The sequence below is a fragment of the Cronobacter sp. 153480017-3 genome (assembly GCF_053627815.1).
In genome coordinates, this window is sequence record NZ_JBSEYN010000010.1 from 23,783 (window position 1) to 49,333 (window position 25,551).

The 25,551-nt window shown below is 59.4% G+C and carries 23 protein-coding genes; 13 read left to right on the forward strand and 10 right to left on the reverse strand.

What is annotated here, in order from left to right:
* Nucleotide 1: 1 nt before the first annotated feature.
* The 3 genes from mtlR to ACUW6V_RS18285 all read right to left on the reverse strand — a co-directional run bounded on the left by mtlR (nucleotide 2) and on the right by ACUW6V_RS18285 (nucleotide 3,845).
* The gene (gene mtlR, locus ACUW6V_RS18275) at nucleotides 2-541 is read right to left on the reverse strand and encodes a mannitol operon repressor MtlR (RefSeq protein WP_319738820.1); all 540 of its coding nucleotides are present in this window, start codon (nucleotides 539-541) and stop codon (nucleotides 2-4) included.
* A 48-nt stretch (nucleotides 542-589) separates the two neighbouring features.
* Nucleotides 590-1,738, reverse strand: coding sequence for a mannitol-1-phosphate 5-dehydrogenase (gene mtlD / locus ACUW6V_RS18280; RefSeq protein WP_012126114.1), 1,149 nt, complete (start codon nucleotides 1,736-1,738; stop codon nucleotides 590-592).
* Nucleotides 1,739-1,925: 187 nt separating this feature from the next.
* Nucleotides 1,926-3,845, reverse strand: a complete 1,920-nt coding sequence (locus ACUW6V_RS18285; RefSeq protein ID WP_454038744.1) for a PTS mannitol transporter subunit IICBA — start codon at nucleotides 3,843-3,845, stop codon at nucleotides 1,926-1,928.
* A gap of 520 nt (nucleotides 3,846-4,365) precedes the next feature.
* Between ACUW6V_RS18285 and ACUW6V_RS18290 the strand changes: the two genes are divergently transcribed.
* The 4 genes from ACUW6V_RS18290 to yiaY all read left to right on the forward strand — a co-directional run bounded on the left by ACUW6V_RS18290 (nucleotide 4,366) and on the right by yiaY (nucleotide 9,667).
* Complete coding sequence (locus ACUW6V_RS18290) at nucleotides 4,366-4,974, forward strand: glutathione S-transferase (RefSeq protein ID WP_004386327.1); 609 nt, start codon at nucleotides 4,366-4,368, stop codon at nucleotides 4,972-4,974.
* Nucleotides 4,975-5,078: 104 nt separating this feature from the next.
* Nucleotides 5,079-6,461 carry an L-seryl-tRNA(Sec) selenium transferase gene (gene selA, locus ACUW6V_RS18295; RefSeq protein ID WP_104678465.1) on the forward strand — a complete coding sequence of 461 codons (1,383 nt, stop codon included), beginning with the start codon at nucleotides 5,079-5,081 and terminating at the stop codon, nucleotides 6,459-6,461.
* Nucleotides 6,458-8,305 carry a selenocysteine-specific translation elongation factor gene (gene selB, locus ACUW6V_RS18300; protein WP_454038745.1) on the forward strand — a complete coding sequence of 616 codons (1,848 nt, stop codon included), beginning with the start codon at nucleotides 6,458-6,460 and terminating at the stop codon, nucleotides 8,303-8,305. Before selA ends, selB begins: the two co-directional genes overlap by 4 nt.
* Nucleotides 8,306-8,515: 210 nt before the next feature.
* The gene (gene yiaY / locus ACUW6V_RS18305) at nucleotides 8,516-9,667 is read left to right on the forward strand and encodes an L-threonine dehydrogenase (RefSeq protein WP_454038746.1); all 1,152 of its coding nucleotides are present in this window, start codon (nucleotides 8,516-8,518) and stop codon (nucleotides 9,665-9,667) included.
* Nucleotides 9,668-9,691: 24 nt separating this feature from the next.
* Here the strand turns inward: yiaY and ACUW6V_RS18310 are convergent, their stop codons facing one another.
* Nucleotides 9,692-10,561 (reverse strand): ROK family protein, encoded by an 870-nt coding sequence (locus ACUW6V_RS18310; RefSeq protein ID WP_004387349.1) that lies wholly within the window; start codon nucleotides 10,559-10,561, stop codon nucleotides 9,692-9,694.
* A gap of 156 nt (nucleotides 10,562-10,717) precedes the next feature.
* Here ACUW6V_RS18310 and ACUW6V_RS18315 point away from each other — a divergent pair, with 156 nt between their 5' ends.
* From ACUW6V_RS18315 to nadS, 3 genes are all read left to right on the forward strand, one after another.
* On the forward strand, nucleotides 10,718-11,317 hold the full coding sequence (locus ACUW6V_RS18315) for a LysE family translocator (RefSeq protein WP_007872523.1): 600 nt from the start codon (nucleotides 10,718-10,720) through the stop codon (nucleotides 11,315-11,317).
* Between the two features lie 198 nt (nucleotides 11,318-11,515).
* Nucleotides 11,516-11,827 carry a hypothetical protein gene (locus ACUW6V_RS18320; protein ID WP_012126103.1) on the forward strand — a complete coding sequence of 104 codons (312 nt, stop codon included), beginning with the start codon at nucleotides 11,516-11,518 and terminating at the stop codon, nucleotides 11,825-11,827.
* Nucleotides 11,827-12,117 (forward strand): NadS family protein, encoded by a 291-nt coding sequence (gene nadS, locus ACUW6V_RS18325; protein WP_007871962.1) that lies wholly within the window; start codon nucleotides 11,827-11,829, stop codon nucleotides 12,115-12,117. The genes ACUW6V_RS18320 and nadS overlap by 1 nt, the downstream gene beginning before the upstream one ends.
* A gap of 73 nt (nucleotides 12,118-12,190) precedes the next feature.
* Here nadS and fdhE read toward each other — a convergent pair whose 3' ends face one another.
* From fdhE to fdnG, 4 genes are read right to left on the reverse strand one after another with little or no spacing between them, the layout of a single operon-like run.
* Nucleotides 12,191-13,120, reverse strand: a complete 930-nt coding sequence (gene fdhE, locus ACUW6V_RS18330; RefSeq protein ID WP_007871963.1) for a formate dehydrogenase accessory protein FdhE — start codon at nucleotides 13,118-13,120, stop codon at nucleotides 12,191-12,193.
* Nucleotides 13,117-13,752, reverse strand: a complete 636-nt coding sequence (gene fdoI / locus ACUW6V_RS18335) for a formate dehydrogenase cytochrome b556 subunit (protein ID WP_004385165.1) — start codon at nucleotides 13,750-13,752, stop codon at nucleotides 13,117-13,119. Before fdoI ends, fdhE begins: the two co-directional genes overlap by 4 nt.
* The gene (fdxH, locus tag ACUW6V_RS18340) at nucleotides 13,749-14,651 is read right to left on the reverse strand and encodes a formate dehydrogenase subunit beta (protein WP_004385164.1); all 903 of its coding nucleotides are present in this window, start codon (nucleotides 14,649-14,651) and stop codon (nucleotides 13,749-13,751) included. The genes fdoI and fdxH overlap by 4 nt, the downstream gene beginning before the upstream one ends.
* Before the next feature lie 12 nt (nucleotides 14,652-14,663).
* Nucleotides 14,664-17,714, reverse strand: a complete 3,051-nt coding sequence (fdnG, locus tag ACUW6V_RS18345) for a formate dehydrogenase-N subunit alpha (RefSeq protein WP_085959401.1) — start codon at nucleotides 17,712-17,714, stop codon at nucleotides 14,664-14,666.
* Between the two features lie 165 nt (nucleotides 17,715-17,879).
* Between fdnG and fdhD the strand changes: the two genes are divergently transcribed.
* Together fdhD and ACUW6V_RS18355 are read left to right on the forward strand one after the other, a co-directional pair.
* Entirely contained in the window at nucleotides 17,880-18,722 is an 843-nt protein-coding gene (fdhD, locus tag ACUW6V_RS18350; protein WP_004385161.1) for a formate dehydrogenase accessory sulfurtransferase FdhD, read from the forward strand.
* A 130-nt stretch (nucleotides 18,723-18,852) separates the two neighbouring features.
* Nucleotides 18,853-19,062, forward strand: coding sequence for a YdgH/BhsA/McbA-like domain containing protein (locus ACUW6V_RS18355; RefSeq protein ID WP_004385160.1), 210 nt, complete (start codon nucleotides 18,853-18,855; stop codon nucleotides 19,060-19,062).
* Nucleotides 19,063-19,100: 38 nt separating this feature from the next.
* Here the strand turns inward: ACUW6V_RS18355 and ACUW6V_RS18360 are convergent, their stop codons facing one another.
* Together ACUW6V_RS18360 and ACUW6V_RS18365 are read right to left on the reverse strand one after the other, a co-directional pair.
* The gene (locus ACUW6V_RS18360; protein WP_014729856.1) at nucleotides 19,101-19,424 is read right to left on the reverse strand and encodes an AzlD domain-containing protein; all 324 of its coding nucleotides are present in this window, start codon (nucleotides 19,422-19,424) and stop codon (nucleotides 19,101-19,103) included.
* The gene (locus ACUW6V_RS18365; protein ID WP_085959427.1) at nucleotides 19,424-20,083 is read right to left on the reverse strand and encodes an AzlC family ABC transporter permease; all 660 of its coding nucleotides are present in this window, start codon (nucleotides 20,081-20,083) and stop codon (nucleotides 19,424-19,426) included. The genes ACUW6V_RS18360 and ACUW6V_RS18365 overlap by 1 nt, the downstream gene beginning before the upstream one ends.
* Nucleotides 20,084-20,188: 105 nt before the next feature.
* On the opposite strand from ACUW6V_RS18365, the gene ACUW6V_RS18370 reads away from it, so the two are divergent.
* The 4 genes from ACUW6V_RS18370 (at nucleotide 20,189) to ACUW6V_RS18385 (ending at nucleotide 25,381) form a co-directional block, all read left to right on the forward strand.
* A complete protein-coding gene (locus ACUW6V_RS18370) occupies nucleotides 20,189-20,737 on the forward strand; it encodes a helix-turn-helix domain-containing protein (RefSeq protein WP_004385157.1) in 549 nt (182 codons plus the stop codon).
* Nucleotides 20,738-20,812: 75 nt separating this feature from the next.
* Nucleotides 20,813-21,820: a LacI family DNA-binding transcriptional regulator gene (locus ACUW6V_RS18375; protein WP_007899204.1), complete on the forward strand. Its 1,008-nt coding sequence runs from the start codon at nucleotides 20,813-20,815 to the stop codon at nucleotides 21,818-21,820.
* A 117-nt stretch (nucleotides 21,821-21,937) separates the two neighbouring features.
* Nucleotides 21,938-24,061, forward strand: coding sequence for an alpha-galactosidase (locus ACUW6V_RS18380; protein ID WP_454038747.1), 2,124 nt, complete (start codon nucleotides 21,938-21,940; stop codon nucleotides 24,059-24,061).
* 57 nt (nucleotides 24,062-24,118) lie between these two features.
* Nucleotides 24,119-25,381 carry an oligosaccharide MFS transporter gene (locus ACUW6V_RS18385; protein WP_454038748.1) on the forward strand — a complete coding sequence of 421 codons (1,263 nt, stop codon included), beginning with the start codon at nucleotides 24,119-24,121 and terminating at the stop codon, nucleotides 25,379-25,381.
* The last annotated feature ends 170 nt before the right edge of the window (nucleotides 25,382-25,551 follow it).

The following is a 25,551-nucleotide window of genomic DNA, read 5'->3' on the forward strand; positions in this document are numbered from 1 at the left end:
GCTACTTCTGGAAGGCTTTTTTTAAGCTGATCCTTGAGAGCAATTCGGTCAGTGAAAGGACCATGGTGGAGCGCACCACCTGCTGGTAGCGCTGCTGTTGCATCTGGATAAGCTGCGGATCGCTGCTTTCAAGCGCGGGCGGCACCGGAGGCAGCGCGACGACGCAGTGCAGTTCGCCGAAGGGGCCGAGAATTTCGTCGTCGGTAAAGGCGTAGTCATTGCCGTCGTGATTGAGTTCTTCACGCAGCGCCATCAGCAGTTCGCAGTCTTCATATTCGGCGCGGCTTATCACGCCGAGCCCGTAAATCAGCTTCAGGCGCACGGAGAGATCGCCCAGCGGGCCGCTGCCGTCGAGCAACGGCTCAACGGCATATTTGACCGCGTAGTCGTCTTTACGGAACACCTGCAACACCAGAATATTGACCGCCTCGGTGAGCAACTCTACGGCTGCGATCAAAAAACTTCTTACGGTTTTGCCAGCATTCAGACGCTCAAGCACACGGTTTTCAAAGGCCTGGGTTTCTTCCATCATTGCCTGCATATCTGACACATCATCAGCGGGCGCAGACTCAGCCGCGCCCGTTATTCATTACGCTGTTGCGTTATACGCGTTTACTGCCGAAGCCACGACATCGCTGTTGGCGTCCAGACCGGAAATCTGCGCCAGCGCGGCCTGCGGGCCTTTATCGGCGATAAGCTGCGCCAGCTCCTGCGCCTGCGGATCGTCTTCGCTGCGGAAATGCATCGCGGCGGCGATGCCCAGCACCAGATTCTGATGCGGCAGGCCATATTCCAGCGTGCCCAGCAGCGGCTTAATCAGACGGTCGCCCGCGCTCAGTTTGCGCAGTGGCTGACGGCCAACGCGCTCCACATCGTCTTTCAGGTACGGGTTTTCAAAACGGCTAAGGATTTTCTCGATATACGCGGCATGTTTCGCGTCATCAAAGCCGTAGCGTTTAATCAGCACCGCGCCGCTCTCTTCCATCGCGCCGCGCACCACCAGACGAATTTTCTCATCCAGAATCGCGTCGCGAATGGTCTGATGACCGGCCTGTTTTCCGAGGTAGGCGGTTATAGCATGCCCGGTGTTCAGGGTGAAGAGCTTGCGTTCAACAAATGCCATCAGATTGTCGGTCAGCTCCATGCCTGCGATGGTCGGCAGCTCGCCTTTGAACTGGGTTTTATCGACAATCCACTCGCTGAAGGTTTCCACGGTGACTTCCAGCGGATCGTGCGCGGCGGATGCCGACGGCGGCACGATACGGTCAACGGCCGAGTCAACAAAACCGATGTGGCTTTCCACCCAGGCTTTGTCACCCTCTTCGAGCGCGTTAAAGACGTGCGTTTTCAGCTGGCTGGTGCCGCGCACCATGTTTTCACAGGCGATGATATTAAGCGGGCGCTCGTTGCCCTGCGCTTTACGCAGCACCAGACCTTTGGCAATCGCCGGAGCGATGCGCTCCAGTACCACCGGGCCAACGGCGGTCGTCACGAGATCGACCGTGGCGATAAGCGTCACGACATCCTCGCTGGTGCTGTTAACCGCATCCACGCCGGAAACGGTATCAATCTGCTCCTGCTCGCCCACCACGCGCACCTGATAGCTGTGGCGCGCGTTTAACGCGTCCAGCACCGTCTGGTTCACGTCGGCGAACGTCAGTCCGACGCCTGCGTCAGCGAGCAGTTTGCCAATAAAGCCACGACCAATATTACCTGCGCCAAAATGTAATGCTTTCATGGGAATACCTTCTTACTTAAAGCGGAACTGTATCGCCCGAGAGGACGGGGGAAAGGGTGCTGCGTGCGACCTCCCTTTCCCTTGCCCTCTCCCTGAGCGGGAGAGTCAGGGTTGCCCTGGTGGAGCACAATTATCTCAATAGCTTCTCAATGAGAAAGAGAGGGACAGTGTCCCTCTCTGCACGGTCTTACGCCACGGTTTTACCGGAAAGCAGCGCTAGGACTTCATCGACGCTGTCGGTGTGCGCCAGGCGCTCAATCACGCTTTCATCATCCAGCGCGTTGGTCAGGCTGGTGATAACCTGAATATGTTCGTTATTGCGCGCCGCGATACCAATCACCAGACGGGCGATATCGTCTTCTTCTTCACCGAAACGCACGCCCTGCGGATACTGGCAGAACACGACGCCAGTTTTCAGCACGCGATCTTTGGCTTCGACGGTGCCGTGCGGAACCGCAATAGACTCGCCGAGATAAGTCGGGGTGAGTTTTTCGCGCTCCAGCATCGCGTCCACATATTCCGGCTGCACGTAACCGCCTTTCACCAGTTGCTCGCCCGCAAAGCGAATCGCCTCTTCTTTATTCGCCGCATGACGGCCAAGAAAGACGTTTTCCGCGCCGAGCTTAAACAGGTGGCTGTCGTTCGCGTCGAAGCTGTCCTGCAGGCTGGTGCGCACTTTCTCTTCGTTCTGCGAATGACGCTGCGCGGCCACCAGACGTTCGGTCAGGCCAGCGTACAGGCCGCTGTCCAGGAAGTTGGTCAGCGAAATGTGCTGCGCGTGCGGCGCCTGGCGCATGGCGCGCTCGGTTAAATCGCGGTGGGTGATAACCAGATCCACATCGCCCGGCAGGCTGTTAATCGCGCTGTTGGTAACGGAAATATGGCTCAGGCCCGCGTCCTGCACTTTCTTACGCAGTACACCTGCGCCCATCGCGCTGGAACCCATACCGGCATCGCAGGCGACGATGATTTTACGCACGTGGCTCAGGTCGTTGCTGAGATCCGCGCTCGCTGCGGTCGCGGCACCTTTAGACTGCGCTTTCATATCCTGCATGCGACGGGTCGCAGCATCGATATCGTCTTCTTCTTTCACTTTGTTGGTTTTCAGCAGGATAGCGGCGACCACGAAGGAGACGGCCATCGCGGCGAAAATCGCCACCAGGTTTGCGAAGTACGCGCCTTTCGGCGTCATCGCCAGTACCGCCAGGATAGAGCCCGGAGACGCCGGAGAAACCAGGCCGCCGTTCAGTACGGTCAGGCAGAAGACGCCAGTCATACCGCCCAGGATAACGGCGATAATCAGACGCGGGTTCATCAGCACATACGGGAAGTAGATTTCGTGGATACCGCCCAGGAAGTGGATGATAGCCGCGCCGCCCGCAGACTGTTTGGCGCTGCCGCGTCCAAAGAACATGTACGCCAGCAGGATGCCCATACCCGGACCCGGGTTGGCTTCAATCAGGAAGAAAATAGATTTGCCGAGTTCATGCGACTGCTGAATGCCCAGCGGCGAGAAGATGCCGTGGTTGATGGCGTTGTTGAGGAACAGGATTTTCGCCGGTTCAACAAAAATCGACGCCAGCGGCAGCATGTCGTGAACCACCATAAAGTTCACGCCCGCGGCCAGTACTTTGGAGAGCACTTCGACCGCCGGGCCAATGCCGAGGAACGCCAGAATCGCGAGGATCATACCGATGATGCCCGCGGAGAAGTTGTTCACCAGCATTTCAAAGCCGGATTTGATTTTGCCGTCGACCGAGGCGTCGAATTTCTTGATGCAGAAGCCGCCGAGCGGGCCTGCGATCATCGCGCCCAGGAACATCGGGATGTCCGCGCCGACGATAACGCCCATGGTGGTAATCGCGCCCACCACGCCGCCACGCTCGCCGCCAACCAGCTTACCGCCGGTATAACCGATAAGCAGCGGCAGCAGGTAAGTGATCATCGGGCCGACCAGCTTCGCCAGCGTCTCGTTTGGCCACCATCCTGTGGGAATAAATAACGCGGTGATAATACCCCAGGCGATAAACGCGCCGATGTTAGGCATTACCATATTGCTGAGAAAGCGACCAAAGCTTTGCACTTTGATCTTGATATCGGATGACATAGAACACCCCTTCTTATGTTTACGCGCAGGCTTGCGGCCCGAGGTTTATTGTTAACGTGGCGGCAGAGGTAGCCGGACCCATGCTCTGATGACGCGAAATCTGGCACTGAATCGCGATGGTGTCCAGACAGGCACTTTAAGTGTGATCGCGATCACGCGATGTCGGGGTGATCGGGGTAAAGTTGCGTGATTTGAATCACAAAAAAGACGTGTAAAAAAAAGACAATGCGCAAAATGTCGCCATAAACGCCCCTTAAATGTGAATAAAGTCACATTTTCTTTCGGCGTGTTTGTTATTAGTTTGTGATGTTAATCACAAAATATTTCCCAGGAAAAATCCGAACAGGCGGCGTACATTTTTCACTCATGCTAACAGGGGGAGTCTGTAAGAAAGTTACAGCCAGGAATTCGCGCAAAAATGGCGTCGGCGAAACGCGTTTTAGCGCGCCGTCGCGCCTCCTTTTGGCGTATCCTGACCCATACTTACCCTTACCCTGGCGATAACGTAAAAGGACCCGGCATGAAACTTATCGGTAGTTACACCAGCCCGTTTGTACGCAAAATCTCCGTCATGTTGCTCGAAAAAGGCATCGTGTTTGAGTTCGTGAATGAATCGCCGTATGCCGAACAGAACGGCATGGCGCAGTACAACCCGCTCGGGAAAGTGCCGGCGCTGGTGACCGACGAGGGCGAAACCTGGTTTGATTCGCCCATCATCGCGCAGTATATCGAGCTGCTGGACGCGCAACCGGCGCTGGTGCCGCAAGAACCGCGCGCTGCGCTAAAAGTGCGCCAGCTGGAGGCGCTCGCCGACGGCATTATGGACGCGGCGCTGGTCTCGGTGCGCGAGCAGGCGCGCCCGCCTGAGCAGCAGTCGGAAAATGAGCTGCTGCGCCAGCGGGAGAAAATCAACCGCGGCCTCGATGCGCTGGAAGGGTATGTGGCTGACGGCACGCTGAAGGCTGAGGAACTGACGCTCGCCACCATCGCCACCGCCTGCGCCATCGGCTATCTCAATTTCCGTCGCGTGGCGCCGGGCTGGTGCGCGCAGCGTCCGCATCTGGTGAAACTGGTGGAAGCGCTCTTTGCCCGCGACAGCTTCGCGCGTACCGAGCCGCCCAGCGCCTGAGCGGGCGTGAACCGCCCTTTATTGCGCTGACCGGGCGCGGGGACTGAACTGCCCCGCGTTTCCTGCTAAATTATCGCCACGTTTTATCCAGGTTTATGCACGCCATGACGACCGATTCCCGTCTGCTTTACAGTCAGCTTCCCGCCACCGACCGCCTGCTGCGCGACAGCGCGTTCCAGCCGTTGCTGGACACCTACGGCCATACCCGCGTGGTCAACACCCTTCGCGCGATGCAGGAGGCGGCGCGGCTCGCCATTCGCGAACGCCAGGCGCTGCCCTCATGGTGCGATGACTGGGCCGCGGCGGCGGCCGGGCGGCTGGCGCGCGGTTCGCAAAGCGCGCTGCGCCCGGTCTTTAACCTTACCGGCACGGTGCTGCACACCAATCTTGGCCGCGCGTTGCAGGCGGAAGAAGCGGTTGAGGCGGTAGCCCGCGCCATGCGCTCGCCCGTGACGCTGGAGTATGACGCCGAAGGCGGCGAGCGCGGCCACCGCGACCGCGCGCTGGCGGAGCTACTCTGTGAGCTTACCGGCGCGGAAGACGCCTGTATCGTTAATAACAACGCGGCGGCGGTGTTGCTGATGCTGGCGGCGCTGGGCGCAGGCAAAGAGGTGATTGTGTCGCGCGGCGAGCTGGTGGAGATTGGCGGCGCGTTTCGTATCCCGGATGTGATGCGCCAGGCGGGCTGTCAGCTGGTGGAAGTGGGCACGACCAACCGCACCCACCTGCGCGATTATCTTGACGCTGTCGGCGAGCAGACCGCGCTGCTGATGAAAGTGCACACCAGCAATTACCAGATTGAAGGCTTTACCAAAGCCGTGGACGCCGCCGAGCTGGCGCAGGCGTCGACGCTGCCGGTGATTGTCGATCTCGGCAGCGGTTCGCTTATCGATCTCAGTCAGTATGGGCTGCCAAAAGAGCCGATGCCGCAGGAGGCGCTCGCCGCCGGGGCGAGTCTCGTGAGCTTTTCCGGCGATAAACTGCCGGGCGGGCCGCAGGCGGGGATTATCGTCGGGAAAAAAGCGCTTATCGCGGCGCTTCAGAAACACCCGCTCAAGCGCGCCCTGCGCGCCGATAAAATGACGCTGGCGGCGCTCGACGCCACATTGCGCCTTTATCTGCACCCGGAAAAACTCGCACAACGGCTGCCGACGCTGCGGCTGCTGACGCGCCAGGCGTCTGACATTAACGAACAGGCGCAGCGCCTGCGCCCGGCGCTGGAAACCCGCTACGGCGATGAATTTCAGATAGACGTAATGCCCTGCCTGTCACAGATTGGCAGCGGCTCGCTGCCGGTCGACCGGCTTCCGGGTGCTGCGCTCACCTTCACCCCGCGCGACGGGCGCGGCAGCCGCCTGGAGGCGCTCGCCGCCCGCTGGCGTCGCCTGCCGGTGCCGGTTATCGGGCGCGTGAGCGACGGGCGGTTATGGCTCGATTTACGCTGCCTTGAAGATGAGGCAGGACTGATGGAGATGTTGTTGCAATGATTATCGCCACCGCCGGGCACGTGGACCACGGCAAAACTACGCTGCTTGAGGCGCTTACCGGCATTAACGCCGACCGTCTGCCGGAAGAGAAAAAGCGCGGCATGACTATCGATCTCGGTTACGCCTACTGGCCGCAGCCGGACGGGCGCGTCATCGGCTTTATCGACGTGCCGGGCCATGAGAAATTCCTCGCTAATATGCTGGCGGGCGTGGGCGGCATCGATCATGCGCTGCTGATGGTGGCGTGCGATGACGGCGTGATGGCCCAGACGCGCGAGCATCTGGCGATTTTGCAACTGACCGGCCAGCCGACGCTCACCGTGGCGCTCACCAAAGCCGACCGGGTGGATGACGCGCGCCTCGCGCAGGTGAAAGCGCAGGTGATGGCCACGCTGAGCGATTATGGCTGGCATGACGCCACGCTGTTCGTCACGGCGGCCACCGAAGGCGTGGGCGTTGATGCGCTGCGCGACCATCTGCGCCAGTTGCCTGAGCGCACGCACCCTGCCGGGCAGCGCTTTCGCCTGGCGGTCGATCGCGCGTTTACCGTCAAGGGCGCGGGCCTGGTCGTTACCGGCACGGCGCTTTCCGGCGAGGTGAATGTCGGCGATACGCTCTACCTGACCGGCGCGAATACGCCGCTGCGCGTGCGCGGCCTGCATGCGCAGAATCAGCCGACGGAACGCGCATTCGCCGGTCAGCGCATCGCGCTGAATATTAGCGGCGACGCGCAGAAAGCGGATATCCGGCGCGGCGACTGGCTGCTCAGCGACGCACCGCCGCAGGCCGCAGAGCGGGTTATCGTCACGCTCGACCGCCATGCGCCGCTGCAACAGTGGCAGCCGCTGCATATTCACCATGCGGCAAGCCACGTCACCGGGCGCGTTTCGTTACTGGAAGATGATCTGGCGGAGCTGGTATTCGACACGCCGCTGTTCCTGGCCGATAACGACCAGCTGGTGCTGCGCGACATTAGCGCGCGCCAGACGCTCGCAGGCGCGCGCGTCGTCACGCTGGAAACCCCGCGGCGCGGCAAACGCCAGCCGGAGTTCCTCGCGTTTCTCAACGAACTGGCGAGTGCCAGAACCGAAGCCGACGCGCTGCGGCTCCATGCCTCGCGCGGCGCGGTCGCGCTGGCGACATTCGGCTGGGCGCGCCAGCTCTCTGCGGCATCGCTCGACGCGCTGGCGGGCAGTGGGGACTATCTCCAGGCGAACGGTTATCTGTTAAGCAGCGCGCTCGCGGCGCGCTGGCAGGAGAAACTGCTCGCCACGCTCGCCCGCTACCATGAAACGCACAGCGAAGAGCCCGGCCCCGGCCGCGAACGGCTGCGTCGCATGGCGCTCCCTTCCGAGCCGGAACCGCTGGTGCTGGCGCTGATCGAGAGGATGTGCCGTGACGGACAACTCGCGAGCCGCGAAGGCTGGCTGCATCTGCCGGGCCATAAGGCCGGTTTCAGTGAGGCTCAGCAGGCGCTGTGGGAGAAAATCCAGGGACTGTTTGGCGACGAGCCGTGGTGGGTGCGCGATCTGGCGCGCGAAGCGGGCGAAGAAGAACAGGCGATGCGCCAGCTATTGCGGCTCGCCGCGCAGCAGGGTTTTATCACGGCGATCGTTAAAGATCGCTACTACCGTCACGATCGCATTGTGGCGTTCGCCGATCTGATCCGCACGCTCGATCGCGAAAAAGGCGCGACCGTCGCCGCCGATTTCCGCGACAGCCTGAACGTGGGCCGTAAACTGGCGATTCAGATTCTGGAATATTTCGACCGCATCGGCTTTACCCGCCGTCGCGGTAATGAACATCTGTTGCGTGACAGCGCGCTGTTTAATTCCGCGCTATAAAAATAACGAAATGGGGGAATGTATATTTATGAAATATATATTCCCCGCCTTTTAATCACTCCATGAATAATTACGAGAAATTCCACTAACTGTTTTATTTTATGGTGCTTTCTGGCAACCAATTCGTCGTAATTCGCGGCAACTCGCTTTTTTCACTCTGCCATGCGGTGTATTTTCGAAAGCTCATTTCATTCATTAAGGATAATGAGTATGACCGCGTCTGTTTTTTATATTCCCTCCATTAATATGATTGGCATGAATAGTCTCGATGAAGCGCTGAAAATGGCCAGCGAATATGGCTACCGCAACGCGCTGATTGTGACGGACGGTATGTTGTCAGCGCTGGGCATGGCCGGCCAGCTCAAGGAAATGCTGTCGCAGAAAGGCATTAACAGCGTGATTTTCGACGGCACCCACCCGAACCCGACGACGGAAAACGTGGAAGCGGGCTTAAGTATGCTGCGCGCGCACCGCTGCGACTGCGTGGTTTCGCTCGGCGGCGGCTCGCCGCACGACTGCGCCAAAGGCATCGCGCTGGTAGCGGCTAACGGCGGCGATATTCGCGATTACGAAGGCGTTGACCGCTCCCGCAAACCGCAACTGCCGATGATCGCCATCAACACCACGGCGGGCACGGCATCTGAGATGACGCGTTTTTGCATCATCACCGATCAGGAGCGCCATGTGAAAATGGCCATTGTCGATAAACACGTGACGCCGGTGATGTCGGTAAACGATCCAGCGCTGATGATAGGGATGCCGAGATCGCTGACCGCCGCGACAGGCATGGACGCGCTGACCCACGCCATCGAAGCGTATGTTTCCACCGCCGCCACGCCAGTCACTGACGCCTGCGCCCTGAAAGCCATTAGCATGATTGCGCAAACGCTGCCGCAGGCGGTGGAAGAGGGGGATGATGTCGCGGCGCGCGAGGCGATGGCCTGGGCGCAGTTCATGGCGGGAATGGCGTTTAATAACGCCTCGCTCGGGTATGTCCACGCGATGGCGCATCAGCTCGGCGGTTTTTACGATCTGCCGCACGGCGTTTGCAACGCCATCCTGCTGCCGCATGTACAGCGCTTCAACAGCAGCGTGGCGGCGCACCGGCTGCGCGACTGCGCGCAGGCGATGGGCGTTAACGTTGGCGCCATGAGCGACGCTGAAGGCGCGAATGCCTGTATCGAGGCGATTTGCGCGCTGGCTCGCCGGGTGCATATTCCGGCTGGTTTACGCGAGCTGAGAGTGCGTGAAAATGACATTGCTCAGCTGGCGGAAAACGCGCTTAAGGACGCCTGCGGATTAACCAATCCGGTGCAGGCAAGCCACGCGGAGATCATGGCGATTTATCGTGCGGCGATGTAACGCGTAAGCCCCGCTGCGGCGGGGCTACTGTTGTTTCGCGAGCCACACCGCGCCCAGTCGTCCGGCCTGGTTACCGAGCTGGCAGGGCTGAATGGGCACCCGCAACGCATCCCAGAAGTTATATTTTTCAAGCGTGCGTTCAAGCATCGGGTAGAGTTCTTTCTGCTGGCTGATGCCGCCGCCAATCAGCACCACCTGCGGATCGTAGAGCGACACCACGCTGTAAACGCCGCGCGCCAGATAACCGACCCAGCGCTCCACCACTTCACGCAGATGCACATCGCCGCCCATACGCTCGAAAATTTCTTTGCCATGCAGCGGCGCGTCGGACGGCAGCGACAGCGCCTGGCGGCTCGCCTCCACCAGCCCGCGCGCGGAGGCGATCTGATGCATATTCTCGCCGTTATCGCCAACCGGGATCACGCCAAATTCGCCCGCGCGGAAATGTGCGCCGCGCAAAAGTTCGCGGTTCAGTATCAGCCCACCGCCAATGCCGGTGCCGATGGTCATGCAGATAAACGACTCGTAGCGCTGACCGGCACCGCGCCACATCTCGCCAAGCGCCGCGCAGTTCGCATCGTTTTCCACCGTGACCGGCAGCGACGTTAACTCGCCAAACAGGTCCAGCAGATTGCAGCCGTCGAGAAACGTCAGCGCGCCCGCCTTCGGCACATGGCCGGTATGCGGATTGATATAGCCTGGAAAACTGACGCCGATACCGGCTATCTCGTCGCGCTTTTGATAATGCTCAACGGTCTCGCGCCAGGCGTTTTTAAACGCGTCAGGATCGTAGTGCGTGTCATATTCGTCGCTGGAAAGCTCCTCGCCCTCTTCGGTGATCAGGCCGTGTTTGATATGCGTGCCGCCGACGTCAAAACCGATAAACTTACGCATGGTCATTCCTTCTGTGACAAACCGGGTTCCGCTTTTGAGTATGGCGTACCTGCGAAAACGCAACGTAAAGGAAGGTAATCTGCCGCTATTTATGGTGAATACCGCGCATGTCGTGATTGTGGTTAAGTAACGGCGGATGTGAACAGAGGCGGTGGCGTGGATATTTCAGGTTTTGTGCTGGCGATTGCGCCGGTGGCACTCTCCCCCGGTGCCAGCTTTACGCTGGCGATGAACAATGTTATCCACCGGGGGATTACGGGCGTGTTCAGCGTTATCACAGGCACGCTTATCGGGATTTATATTCACGCCTCGCTGGTGGGGCTTGGCGTCACACAACTGCTGGTACGCTACCCGGCCGTGATGAAAACTTTACAGCTTACGGGCACGCTCTATTTGCTCTGGCTGGCGCTGCGGCTTGTTGTAAGCGGCATTCAGGCCTGGCGGCGTCCGCAGCACACAACAGGCCGCGGCGCGGGCGTGAAAGAGGCGCTGCTGGCGAATCTTTTTAATATCAAAGCGATTCTGCTCTGGCTGACGGTGGTGCCCGCGTTTGCCGGAACGGCCTTCACGCACTATCTGCTGCTCGCCAGCATTCATGTCGCCATTATGGCGTCCTGGCTGCTGCTGTGCGGCGGCGCGATAGTGCTGACCACGCGCCGCTTTTCGGTGCGCTGGCTGAAGGTCGTCGTCGATACCGGCGGCGGGCTGTTTCTGTTTTTCCTCACGCTCTCCTCTGCGCTGGCGATGCTGAAATAGGCGAGCGCCTTGCCACCCAGCCATATATTTATCCCGTTGATGTAATCGAATAAATTATTACGGAAGGAGGATCGCAGAAGGGAAATCTTTTCGTCCGGGACATTGTCTGACGTGTAGCACCACGATAGCGTATAGCCTTTAGGGTACGCCATTGACGTACCTGCATGCGATGTTAATATCATCCAGTGGCGTACGGATATGCTCTTCATTGAAACGGAAATCTTTACCCGGGCCGTGACTGCCCTGCTTAGCGATGACGATTACCAGCGGTTGCAGTGGTTCCTGGCCCTGCGGCCTGATTACGGCGACGTGATACCGGATACCGGCGGGCTTCGTAAGGCGCGCTGGCTGTCAGGCGGCCGGGGAAAACGGGGCGGCGTCAGGATCATCTATTTTTATCGCCCTGCTGCCGATGAAATCCGCCTGCTGCTGATTTATCGCAAGGGGATAAAAGACGATCTCTCGCCTCACGAAAAATCCGTGCTCAGAATGCTGAATGAGAGGTGGTGATGGACAAGGCGCTGTTTGAACAGTTAACCGAAAGCCTGCGGCAGATGAATGATATCAGCGAAGGCCGCCGAGAGCCCTCACGGGTTTTTGTTATCGACGCGCTGAAAATAAAAGCGATCAGAGAGGCATCAGGCCTTTCTCAGACGAAATTCGCCAGCCTGATTTCAGTAAGTGTGGATACGCTGCGTAACTGGGAGCAGGGAAGGCGCTCGCCGACCGGGCCTGCGCGCGCGCTGTTGCGTGCGATTGCGAACGATCCGCAGCATGTTCTCTCTGCGCTGGCGTTGTAATCTGCAAAGAAAATGAGGGGTCGATAACGAGCATGAACTAGCCCGCCCTGAACGAGCGGGCTACAGACAAGGTTTACTCACCCTCTCCCGGGAACAGGAACGGGTTGATGGAGCTTCTGGCGAAGCCTTCCTGCTCCATGCGGGCGTCAAGCACCAGCGAGGCGAGGTCATCTGCCACCGGCTCCACGTTCGGGTCTTTTTCCTGATACAGGATCTTCAGGTAAGTCCCGCAGTCGCCGCAGCTTTCGGCTTTAATGGCCGCCTGCTCGCTCTCCAGCGACCAGTAGTGCAAATCGCGGGTCTGCTCGCAGTTGCTGCATTTAACGCGCACCACGTGCCACTCGGTTTCGCACAGGTTGCAGTGCAGGTAACGCAGCCCCTGGCTTGAGCCGATATGCACCATGCTGGAGACCGGAATGCTGCCGCAGACCGGACAGAACTGGCGCGCTTCGCCATATTCCGCCCGCGCTTTGCCGGGGATCAGGCTCGCCATCTGCGCCCAGTAGAGCGACAGCGCTGCCCAGATAAACGGGGCTTTGTCGCTGCTCACCGCGCTGAAATCGGCGCTGAACAGGGCGCTCGCCATGGTTTCCAGCTCCTGCGCCGAGGCTTTTTCGAGATTTTCGATAACCGCCAGCGCCGGGCCGCTCATCTCCGGCTTCAGCTCGGCAATCAGCGACTGCAACAGCTTCTGCCAGTGGCCATCGCGCGGCAGCACGTGAATATCAAGCGGAGGCTTGCCCTGTTCCGCGGCTGCTTTGATGCGGGCCGTCAAATCCATCTCCAGCGGGTGGTCATAGAGCACCACCTCCTGGGCATGCGCGATAAGCGCGGCAAAACGCAGGTAATCGCCCAGCGGATTATTTTCAGCCAGCTCGCGCAGGCGTGCGGCGCGGCGGTTATAGAGATTTTTCAGTCTGGGGAACAATAACGGCGGAATCACTTCCGCCGTACGTTTATCGCTCTTCTCCAGCTGGTCTTGCGGGATGATGCGAATACTCATTCAGATGATTTTTCCTGTTTCTCGCGCACTTCGCGATACCAGCGCGGGTGGTGTTTCTTCGCCCAGGTTTTGGTAACCCAGCCTTCCACCATGGCGGTAATGGTGCCTTTGACCCACAGGGCCGCGTAAATATGCACCATGATAACCACAATTAAGGCCACCGCGGCAAATGAATGCGCCAGCAGCGCCAGGCGAATCACCGGGATGGGGAACATCGGCGCGAACCACGGACGCCAGATAACCACGCCGCTTGCCAGTAACAGCAGAAGCAGCAGGATGGCCGCCCAGAAGACGCACTTCTGACCGAAATTATAGCGCCCGGTATCGCCCACTTCCTCGTTCATGGCGATTTTGTGGATGTTTTTTGCCCACAGAATATCGTCACGGTTAATGAGGTTGTGGTGCCAGTAACGGAAAAACATCAGCATAAACGAAACGAACATCACCACCCCAACGAAGGGGTGGAGGATGCGCGCCAGCTGCGGCGTGCCAAGAATGTTCATCAGCCAGTTGAAGGAGGGGAAAAAGAACCCCAGCCCGCTCACCGCCGCCAGCACGAAGGCGAAGGCGGTGATCCAATGGTTGATTCGCTCTGGCGCGCTGTAGCGCACGATGGTGTCACGTCTTTTCATTTACGCACCTCATCATCGTCATGGTGCAGATTGTCTTCATCTTCCTCGGCGCGGTTTGGACCGATACCGACGTAGTGGAAGACGCTGGCGGCGAAGGTCGCCGCAAAGCCGATGGCGGCGAGCGGTTTCCAGATGCCTTTCCAGAACTTAACGGCTTCGCTGATTTCCGGGTTCTCCGGCAGGCCGTGGTACAGATTCGGCTTGTCGTTGTGGTGCAGCACGTACATAACGTGCGTACCGCCAACGCCTGCCGGATCGTACAGGCCCGCGTTTTCGTAACCACGGGTTTTCAGCTCCGCCACGCGCTCGCCTGCCAGCTGTTTCATATCCTCTTTGGTGCCAAAGTGGATAGCGCCGGTCGGACAGGTCTTCACGCATGCCGGCTCCTGGCCCACGGTTACGCGGTCCACGCACAGGGTGCATTTGTAGACGCGGTTATCTTCCGGGTTCAGGCGCGGGACGTCGAACGGACAGCCCGCGATGCAGTAGCCGCAGCCGATGCACTGTTCAGACTGAAAATCGACGATGCCGTTGGCATACTGAATGATAGCGCCTTCCGACGGGCACGCCTTCAGGCAGCCCGGATCGGCGCAGTGCATACAGCCATCCTTGCGGATAAGCCATTCCAGTTTGTCGTTCTGCTCCACTTCCGAGAAGCGCATCACGGTCCAGGACTTGGCGGTCAGATCCGCCGGGTTGTCATACACCCCGACGTTATGACCGACTTCGTCACGCAGATCGTTCCACTCGGAACAGGCCACCTGACAGGCTTTACAGCCGATACAGGTGGTTACGTCGATAAGCTTCGCCACTTCCTGCTGGTGGTCCCGCGCCTGAGGCGCGGGCGTGAAACCGTTAGTCGCGGAACGACGGATAATGTCTTGCGATTGATAAGCCATGAGTCGTCTCCGTTACACCTTTTCCACGTTCACCAGGAACGCCTTAAATTCCGGCGTCTGGGTGTTGGCGTCGCCCACGAACGGCGTCAGCGTGTTGGCGATAAAGCCTTTCTTCGCGACCCCTTCGTAACCCCAGTGGATTGGAATACCGATGGTATCCACCTGTTTGCCGTTCACGTTGAGCGTGCGAATACGCTTGGTCACCACCGCCTTGGCTTTGATATAGCCGCGGTTGGAGGAGACTTTCACGGTATCGCCCTGCGCGATGCCAAGCTTACCGGCGAGTTTCTCGCCGATTTCCACAAACTGTTCCGGCTGCGCGATGGCGTTTAACAGCGCGTGCTTGGTCCAGTAGTGGAAATGCTCGGTCAGACGGTACGTGGTGCCGACATACGGGAACTTATCCGCTTTGCCCATCGCTTCCAGATCGCCTTTGAACACGCGCGCCGCCGGGTTAGACACCACATTCGGGTGCAGCGGGTTGGTGCCAAGCGGCGTCTCGAACGGCTCGTAGTGTTCCGGGAACGGGCCTTCCGCCATTTTGTCGATGGCGAACAGGCGGCCCATGCCTTCCGGCTGCATGATAAACGGACCGACATCGCTGCCCGGAGGCGCGGTGCTGTAGTCCGGGATATCGGCGCCGACCCACTTGCCGTTGGCGTAGGAGAGAAGCTGGCGTTTCGGGTCCCACGGTTTGCCCTGCGGATCCGCGGAGGCGCGGTTATACAGGATGCGACGGTTCAGCGGCCACGCCCATGCCCAGCCCAGCGTATTGCCAAGGCCTGACGGGTCGGCGTTGTCGCGACGCGCCATCTGGTTGCCGTCCGGCGTCCAGCTACCCGCGAAGATCCAGCAGCCGCTTGAGGTGGTGCCGTCGTCACGCAGATGCGCGAAGGTGCCCAGCTGATCGCCTTTCTTCGCCAGCACGTTGCCGGTCACCGGATCGATGATATCCGCCAGCGCTTTACCGTTGCTCTCCATGGCCACTTCTTCCGGCGACGGGTTTTCCGGCGTCGAATAGTTCCAGCTCATGTTAAGGACTTGTTCCGGGCATGCGCCGCCCTGCTCGGCGTACATCTTACGCAGGCGCAGGAAGATACCGGCCAGGATTTCGCCGTCATTCAGCGCTTCGCCCGGCGCGTCCTGACCTTTCCAGTGCCACTGCAGCCAGCGGCCGGAGTTCACGATAGATCCGTTCTCTTCGGCAAAGCAGGTGGACGGCAGGCGGAACACCTCGGTCTGAATGCTCGCCGGATCGACATCGTTCTGCTCGCCGTGGTTCTGCCAGAAGGTAGAGGTTTCGGTATTGAGCGGATCGATAGTCACCAGGAACTTCAGTTTTGAGAGTGAAGCGACCACTTTGTTTTTGTTCGGGAACGAGGCGACCGGGTTAAAGCCCTGGCAGATGTAGCCGTTGACTTTGCCCTGATGCATCATCTCGAAATATTGCAGGACGTCGTAGCCTTTATCCCACTTCGGCAGCCAGTCGAAGCCCCAGTTGTTCTCCGCCGTCGCTTTGTCGCCATAGAAGGCTTTCATCAGCGAAACGAAGAATTTCGGGTAGTTGCCCCAGTAGTTCACCTGGCCTTCCAGCAGCGGTTTCGGCGTGTTGGCGGTCAGGTAAGTTTGCAGATCGGCTTGTTTTTCGCTTGGCAGCGACATGTAGCCGGTCAGGCTCTGGCTCAGCAGACCGAGGTCGGTCAGGCCCTGGATGTTGGAGTGTCCGCGAAGCGCATTCACGCCGCCGCCCGCCATACCCATGTTGCCCAGCAGCAGCTGGATCATGGCCATCGTACGGATGTTCTGGGCACCCACGGAGTGCTGCGTCCAGCCGAGCGCATACAGGAACGACGCGGTTTTGTCGTGTACGCTGGTTTCGGCGATGTATTCGCACACCTTCAGGAAATCGGCTTTCGGCGTACCACAGATATTCTCAACGACATCCGGCGTGTAGCGGGAGACGTGCGTTTTCAGCAGGTTCCAGACGCAGCGCGGGTGCGAGAGCGTGGTATCGCGTTTTGCGAAGCCTTTTTCGTCCAGCTCATAGTGCCAGCTGGTTTTGTCATATTTGCGTTTTTCCGCGTCGTAGCCGGTGAACAGGCCGTCATCGAAACCGTAATCTTCACGCACGATCAGGCTGGCGTTAGTGTAGGCCTCGACATATTCGCGGTTGAACTTATTGTTGTTCAGCAGGTACAGCAGTACGCCTGACAGGAAAGCGATGTCAGTACCGGAACGGATAGGCGTATAGAAATCGGCCACCGACGCCGTGCGCGTAAAGCGCGGGTCAATAACGATAAGCTTCGCGCCATTGTGGATCTTGGCTTCCATCGCCCAGCGGAATCCCACCGGATGCGCTTCTGCCGCGTTCCCACCCATCACGACGATGAGGTTGGCGTTCTTCATATCAACCCAGTGGTTGGTCATCGCACCGCGACCAAATGTTGGAGCAAGACTTGCTACCGTTGGTCCGTGTCAGACACGCGCCTGGTTATCCACGGCTAACATGCCGAGGGCGCGGGTAAATTTCTGGGTTAAATAGCCGGTTTCGTTACTTGAAGCGGAGGCGCACAGCATACCGGTGGAGAGCCAGCGGTTAACGGTGGTGCCTTCGGCGTTTTGCGCGATAAAGTTCGCGTCGCGGTCTTCTTTCATCAGCTTCGCGATGCGATTAAACGCCTCGTCCCAGCTGATGCGCTGCCATTTATCGGAGCCAGGCGCGCGGTATTCAGGATATTTCAGACGCGATTCGGAGTGGATGAAATCCACCAGACCTGCGCCTTTCGGGCAAAGCGCCCCGCGGTTGACCGGATGATCCGGGTCCCCTTCGATGTGGAAAATCGAGGATTTCGCGTTTTTCGCGCCGTCGCCGAGGCTATACATCAACAGCCCACAGCCGACGGAGCAGTACGTACAGGTATTACGGGTTTCGCGGGTGCGCAGCAGTTTATATTGCCGTGTTTCCGCCAGCGCGACGCTGGGAGCAAATCCCAGTGCGGCTGCCGTGGTGCCTGCCATACCGCCAGCGCAGATCTTAAAGAACTGCCTTCTGCTGACCTGCATGGATTGCTCCTTGTTCAGACATTGTCACAAAGTAAGTCGTATGGTTTTTCTTTTGCGGATGCCGCCGCAACGGTTCACAATCGTAATTCCCTTCTTAACGAGGAGGGATTAGGGGCAACAGAATACCACAATGTTGCTGAGGCTGTTTCAGACGGTTAATAAAAAGTGAATAAGAACCATCCAGAACTGTTGCAAAACGTGACCGATGTCACGGCCGCTCGTTCCCTTCCGCTCTGGAAAAGAGAGAACCTCACCACCACCGAGCCGGACTGGCTGGCGGAAGAAGTGCCGGTAGCGCTGGTCTACAACGGTATCTCGCACGTCGTGATGATGGCGTCTCCCAAAGATTTGGAAATCTTCGCCCTTGGATTTTCGTTATCGGAAGGAATTGTCGAATCTTCACACGAAATTTACGGCATGGATATTATCCATGGGTGTAATGGTATCGAAATTCAGGTGGAACTTTCCAGTCGTCGCTTTATGGAGTTGAAAGCGCGCCGCCGCAATCTGGCGGGGCGAACTGGCTGCGGCGTCTGCGGTGTGGAACAGCTTAACGATATTGTGCGTCCTCTGGCTCCGCTGCCCTTCACGCAAACTTTCTCGCTCGATAACCTCGACGGCGCGCTGCGTCAGCTCGCCAGCGTCCAGCCTGTCGGCGAGCTCACCGGCTGTACGCACGCCGCCGCCTGGCTGACCCCGCAGGGCGACATTGCGGGCGGGCATGAAGATGTCGGGCGTCACGTGGCGCTCGATAAACTGCTCGGCCGACGCGCGCGTGAAGCGTGGCAGCAGGGCGCGGTGCTGGTGTCGAGTCGCGCCAGCTATGAAATGGTGCAGAAAGCCGCGACCTGCGGCGTTGAAATTCTCTTTGCGGTCTCCGCCGCCACCACACTCGCCGTGGAGGTCGCCGAGCGCTGCAACCTGACGCTGGTGGGCTTTTCACGCCCCGGCCGCGCGACGATTTACACGCATCCCCAGCGCCTGATCGCAGGCGATAAAAACGCGTGATTTTTGTTCAGTTTTTCTGAAAAAGAACGGCAAATCCTTCCGCTTTTGGTTTCCGGTGTGCAGGTCTACTATTACACACATCGAAGGCAATGCGCCTTCTCCCTCACATCAAAACGGAAGGAATTTCACAATGAACACTATCAAATCTTTTGTTGCAGTTATGACGCTTGCTACCGCTTTCGGCGCTTTCGCTGGGCAGTCCATCACCGCGACCGATACCACGCTCTCTGGCGCAGAAGCTAAAATCGCCGCGCAGGCCGAGCAGATGGGCGCGACGTATAAAATCACCGAAGCGTTCACCGGCAATCAGGTCCACATGACTGCTGAACTGAACAAATAAGCCAGAAGTTGTCGAAAGAGCGCCTGCGGGCGCTTTTTTTATGGCATGCCCGCCAGACGCAGCAGCGCGGTAACCACCGCCGCCGCAAAAATCACCATGATTAACGGCGCTTTGCGCCAGGCCAGAAAGAGCGCGAACCCCACACCCAGCACCCTCGCCATACCCGCAAAGCTTTCACCTTCGTAAAACGTCGCCGCCAGCGCCACGGCAAACAGTAACGTCGTTGCCGCATCGGAGAGCAGCGCCTGCGCGCGTTCGCTCAGCGCCAGCTTGTTACCGAGCTTCGCCCCGCCAAAGCGCATCAGATACGTGCCGACAGAGAGCACGGCGATCCCGGCCAGAATCATCATGGTACTCGCCATTATTTCTTCCTCGTGAGTAAGCCTGCCAGCGAGAGCAGCACCGGCAGCCCGACCGGTGCAAACGGCACGGCAGCAAGCGAAAGCGCCGCGCCGCTGCCTGCGCGGATAAGCGTGGTTCTGTTTTTCAGGGCAGGGAGTACCAGCGCAAGTAAAATCGCCGGAAAAACGGCGTCAAGACCGATGGTTTCCGGCGCGGGCAGCAGCGTACCCATCGCCACGCCGATCACAACGCCAAGCGGCCAGCACAGCGCCACGCCAAGCCCGCACAGCCAGTACGCCGCTTTACGCGTTTCAGGCGTCTGTTGCGATAACCCGAACACCACGCTTTCATCATTCATGATGTGCGAGCCCAGCAATCTTTTTGCGCCACGGCCCACCAGATCCCGCACCGTGATGCCAAACGGCAGATGGCGCGCGTTAACCAGCAGCCCCGCCGCCGCCGCGGCCAGCGGATTACCGCCGCTCGCGACGATGCCGATAAAAATAAACTCCGACGCGCCTGCCAGTACCGCGATGGACAACAGCAGCGGCACCCACATCGCGAAGCCATAAGCCATCGCGAGCGTGCCATAAGAAATCCCGACCACGCCAACGGCCAGACAGACCAGCACAATAGCCTTTATAATGTCGCCTTTAAGGCAGGCGAACCGGTGCAGAATCATACGTTTTTCACCTATAACGAACGAATGAACATTATAATGAACATGCCGCTGTCTATTTTCAACACGAACGTTCGTTCATTTTAACGAACGAGGGAACCCGACATGACACAGCCCATTACCGTGATTGCTCAAAGCCTGGTGCGCGAACGCACGCGTGCCGGGTTGTCGCTGGCCGAAGTGGCTCGCCGCGCGGGGATCGCCAAATCCACGCTGTCGCAGCTGGAAGCCGGTAACGGTAATCCGAGCCTGGAGACGCTCTGGGCGCTATGCGTGGCGCTCGATATACCTTTTGCCCGCCTGATGGAACCGCAGGCCAACCAAACGCAGGTGATCCGCCGCGGTGAAGGGCCGAAAGTCGTTGCGGAACTCGCCAATTACCAGGCGATTTTGCTGGCGACCTGCCCGCCGGGCGCGCGTCGCGATATCTACCTGCTGCTGACGCAGCCGGAAGGCGAGCGTCTGTCACAGCCGCACCCGGCGGGCTCGGTGGAACATATCATCGTGACGCAGGGGCGCGCGCTGGTCGGGCTCGCGGAAGCGCCGGAAGAGCTGCACGCCGGGGATTACATCTGTTACCCCGCCGATCGGGCGCACGTTTTTCGCGCGCTGGAGCCGGATACTCAGGCAATTCTGGTGGCGGAACAGAATTAAGCCCTACAGAATCTGTGGACGCCTGCGCCACCCCAGGCGACACTCTTACACATCATGCAATCAGGCACTTAACTTATGTCGCTTAAAGCAATCGCCGCACAACTTGGCCTCTCCGTCACTACCGTCAGCCGCGCGCTGAACGGCTACGACGACGTTTCTCAGGAAACCCGCGCGCGGGTGGAGGCTGAAGCGGCGCGACGCGGCTACCGGCCAAACACGTTCGCGCGTCGCCTGAAAATGGGCAAAATCGACGCCGTCGGGCTGGTCTTTCCCGTGCATCCCGTGCCGCTCAATAACAGCGTCTTTATGGAGATGGTGGGTGAGATAAGCCGCGAACTGGCGCAACATGAGGTCGATTTGCTGCTGATTGCCGATGACGATCTCGCAGACAGCCACAGCTATATGCGTCTGGTGCAAAGCCGCCGCGTGGACGCGCTGATTGTGGCGCATACGCTCGATAACGACCCACGTTTGCAGCAGCTTCAGACGGTAAATTTTCCTTTCCTGGCGCTCGGGCGCAGCCGGTTGCCGCAACCCTACGCCTGGTTTGATTTCGACAACTACGCCGGTACGCATCAGGCCACCGAGCGGTTAATCCGCCTCGGCCACCGGCGCATCGCGATGCTTGGCGAGCACAACAGCCAGGCGTTTATCACCCAGCGCCGCGAGGGCTGGCGAGACGCGCTGAAAGCGCATCAGCTTGATGACAGCGGCCTGCGGATGCTGCCGCCCACCCGCCGCGCGGGCTATAAAGCGGTGCTGGAACTGATGGCGCTGCCCGCCCCGCCGACGGCCATTGTGACCGACTGCAACTCGCTCGGCGACGGGGCCGCGATGGCGCTGCAAACGCTTAATCGCTTACAGGGCGAAGGGGCGGTTTCGCTGGTGGTCTATGACGGTCTGCCGCCTGACAGCATCGTGGAGATGGATGTGGCGGCGGTCATTCAGTCCACGCGCGAAGGCGTGGGGCGACAAATCGCCGACATGGTGCAGCGTCTTATCGCGGGCGAGCCCGCAGAACAGCTTCAGGTGCTCTGGCAACCCGATTTTCTGGAAGGCAGCACGCTTCATCCCGCTGACTAAACCCTCGGCATTTTCTTAAGCAAAATTCCGTGCAGATCACACATCCGAAACGTTTTGGTTGGCATCCGAAACGTTTCGGATCAACAGTAAAAGCATTCTTTTACCGGAGATGCTTTTATGGAAACCCGCATTCATCGACTCACCAGCCCCACAACCGATGTTGTTATCAAAACGCGCCCGTTCGCTGAAATTCTCTACTGGGGGCCGCACCTTGCGCACTTTTCGGAGCACGATTGCGCGAGCCTCGTACGCCCGGTCGCTAATGGCCGTCTGGATACCGATTCACCCGTCACGTTAATGGCGGAGAACGGCCACGGGCTGTTTGGCGCGCCGGGGCTGGAAGGGCACCGCAACGGGCTGGACGCCTCGCCGGTGTTTACCACGCAGGACGTCAACCAGAACGGGCAGACGCTGGTGATTACCAGTGAAGACGCCACCGCCGGGCTGCGGCTCGTGAGCGAGCTTTCGCTCAGCGACAGCGGCGTGCTGAAAGTGCGCCACGGCCTGACCAATCTGCGCGACGGCGCCTGGCAGGTGGATCGTTTCGCGGTCACGCTGCCGGTGGCGGAGCGGGCGTTTGAAGTGATGGCGTTTCATGGCCGCTGGATACGTGAGTTCCAGCCGCACCGCGTGACGTTAAGCCATGACGGCTTTGTGCTGGAAAACCGCCGCGGGCGCACCTCGCACGAGCATTTTCCGGCGCTTATCGCCGGTACGCCGGGCTTTGGCGAGCAGCACGGCGATGTCTGGGGCGTGCATCTTGGGTGGAGCGGCAACCACCGGCTGAAGTGCGAAGCGAAAACCGACGGGCGGCGTTATCTCCAGGCCGAGGCGCTCTATCTGCCGGGCGAAATGGCGCTGGCGACCGGCGAGACGCTGCACACGCCCTGGCTCTACGCGAGCCACTCCACGCGCGGTCTGAACGGCATGAGCCAGCAGTTTCACCGCTTTCTGCGTAAGGAAATCATCCGTTTTCCTGGCAACAAACCGCGCCCGGTGCATCTCAACACCTGGGAGGGGATCTACTTCGACCATCAGCCGGAATACATCATGCAGATGGCGACCAGGGCTGCGGCGCTCGGTGTGGAGCGCTTTATCATTGACGACGGCTGGTTTAAGGGCCGCAACGACGACCATGCGGCGCTCGGCGACTGGTATCTCGATGAGCAGAAATACCCGGACGGCCTGATGCCGGTGATTAATCACGTGAAAAGTCTCGGGATGGAGTTCGGCATCTGGGTGGAGCCGGAGATGATCAACCCCGATTCCGATCTTTACCGCGCGCACCCGGACTGGGTGCTGGCGCTGCCGGGCTATCCGAAAACCACCGGACGCCATCAGTGGGTGCTTAATCTCAACATTCCTGCCGCCTTCGATTATCTGCTGGAACGCATGAGCTGGCTTCTGGGCGAGCATCCGGTTGATTACGTGAAGTGGGACATGAACCGCGAGCTGGTGCAGCCGGGCCACGCGGGCAAAGCGGCGGCAGACGCCCAGACGCGTCAGTTCTATCGCCTGCTGGATGTGCTGCGCGCGCGTTTCCCGCACGTTGAATTTGAGTCCTGCGCGTCCGGCGGTGGGCGTATCGATTTCGAAGTGCTGACGCGCACGCACCGCTTCTGGGCCTCCGACAACAACGACGCGCTGGAGCGCAACACCATCCAGCGCGGCATGAGCTACTTTTTCCCGCCGGAAGTGATGGGCGCGCATATCGGCAACCCGCGCTGCCACGCGACGTTCCGCCAGCACAGCATTGAGTTTCGCGGCCTGACGGCGCTGTTCGGTCATATGGGGCTGGAGCTGGACCCGGTCAGCGCGGGCGAGCAGGAGGCGGCGGGCTATCAGCGCTATGCCGCGCTTTATAAGGAATGGCGTGAGCTGATCCACACCGGAGACCTGTGGCGCGTAGAGATGCCGGACGCCGCCACGCAGGTGCAGGGCGTCGTCAGTCAGGATAAGACGCAGGGGCTGTTTCTGGTAAGCCAGCTGGCGATGCCGGATTACACGCTGCCAGGCGCGCTGCGCGTGCCGGGGCTCGATCCGCAGGCCCGTTACCAGGTGCGGCTGGTGGATCATCCGAATATTCAGCTGACCGGCGAAGGCGGCCACACCATGCGCAAACTGCCGGGCTGGATGAGCGAGCCTGTCAGCGCCAGCGGCGAATGGCTGGCGCAGGCGGGGCTGCAACTGCCGGTGCTCGACCCCGAAACCGCGATGCTTATCGCGTTTGAGCGCGTGTAACAGGCGGGTGCCGTGAAAGCGGCACCTCAATGGTCTGGTCTTCTAAGGGCGACAATAATGAAAAATACCGTCTGTACCCGGAAACATAACCCGAACTTCTGGATCTTTGGTCTCTTCTTCTTTTTCTACTTCTTCATCATGGCCACCTGCTTTCCGTTTCTGCCTATCTGGCTGTCGGATGTGATTGGCCTGAACAAAACCGATACCGGCATTGTGTTCTCCTGTATGTCGCTGTTCGCCATTGCGTTTCAGCCGGTGCTGGGCGTGATTTCCGACAAGCTGGGCTTAAAAAAACATCTGCTGTGGATTATCACCACCTTGCTGGTGCTGTTCGCGCCGTTCTTCCTGTGGGTGTTCGGGCCGCTGCTGAAGGTGAATATCTGGCTCGGCGCGCTGATGGGCGGGCTGTATATCGGCTTTTGCTTCTCCTCCGGTGCCGGGGCGATTGAGGCATACATTGAGCGCGTGAGCCGCAGCAGCGGTTTTGAATATGGCAAGGCGCGCATGTTTGGCTGCCTCGGCTGGGGGCTGTGCGCCTCGACGGCGGGGATGCTGTTTAACGTCAACCCGGCCATCGTGTTCTGGATGGGCTCCAGCGCGGCGCTGGTGCTGATGGGGCTGCTGCTGTTCGCGCGTCCTCGCGCCAATCAGACGGCGCAGGTGATGAACGCGCTCGGTGCCAACCAGCCGCAGGTGACGGCGAAAATGGCGCTGGGCCTGTTCCGTCTGCCGAAGCTGTGGATGTTTATTCTCTATGTGGTCGGCGTGGCGTGCGTGTATGACGTGTTCGACCAGCAGTTCGCCACGTTTTTTAAATCGTTCTTCCCGACGCCGCAGGCGGGCACGCAGGCGTTTGGTTTCGCCACCACAGCCGGTGAGTTGTGTAACGCCATCATTATGTTCTGCTCACCGTGGATCATTAACCGCATCGGCGCGAAGAACACGCTGTTGATTGCGGGCACGATTATGGCCACGCGCATTATCGGCTCGGCGTTTGCCACGAATGTTTATGAAATCGTGGCGCTGAAAATGCTGCACGCGCTGGAAGTGCCGTTCCTGCTGGTGGGCGCGTTTAAATACATTACCGGCGTGTTCGACACGCGCCTGTCGGCGACCATTTATCTGATTGGCTTTCAGTTTGCCAAGCAGATGGCGGCGATTTTTCTCTCCGCCTTCGCCGGAACGATGTATGACCGGATAGGGTTTCAGGATACGTATCTGATTCTCGGCAGCTTTGTGCTGGCGATAACGGTGGTGTCGGCGTTTACGCTCACAAACAGGCGGCAGGCGGTGGTGTCAGAAGAGACGGTGAAGGCGTAAGGTTGGCGTTTATCATTTATAACCGTAATGACGGCGGGTGCGCGTTGCTTACCCGCCCTACATCACACACGGCATTGCATTAACCGTAGGGCGGGTAAGCGGAGCGCACCCGCCAGTTCCCAAATTAAATCTCTCGTAGGGCGGGTAAGCGAAGCGCACCCGCCATTCAT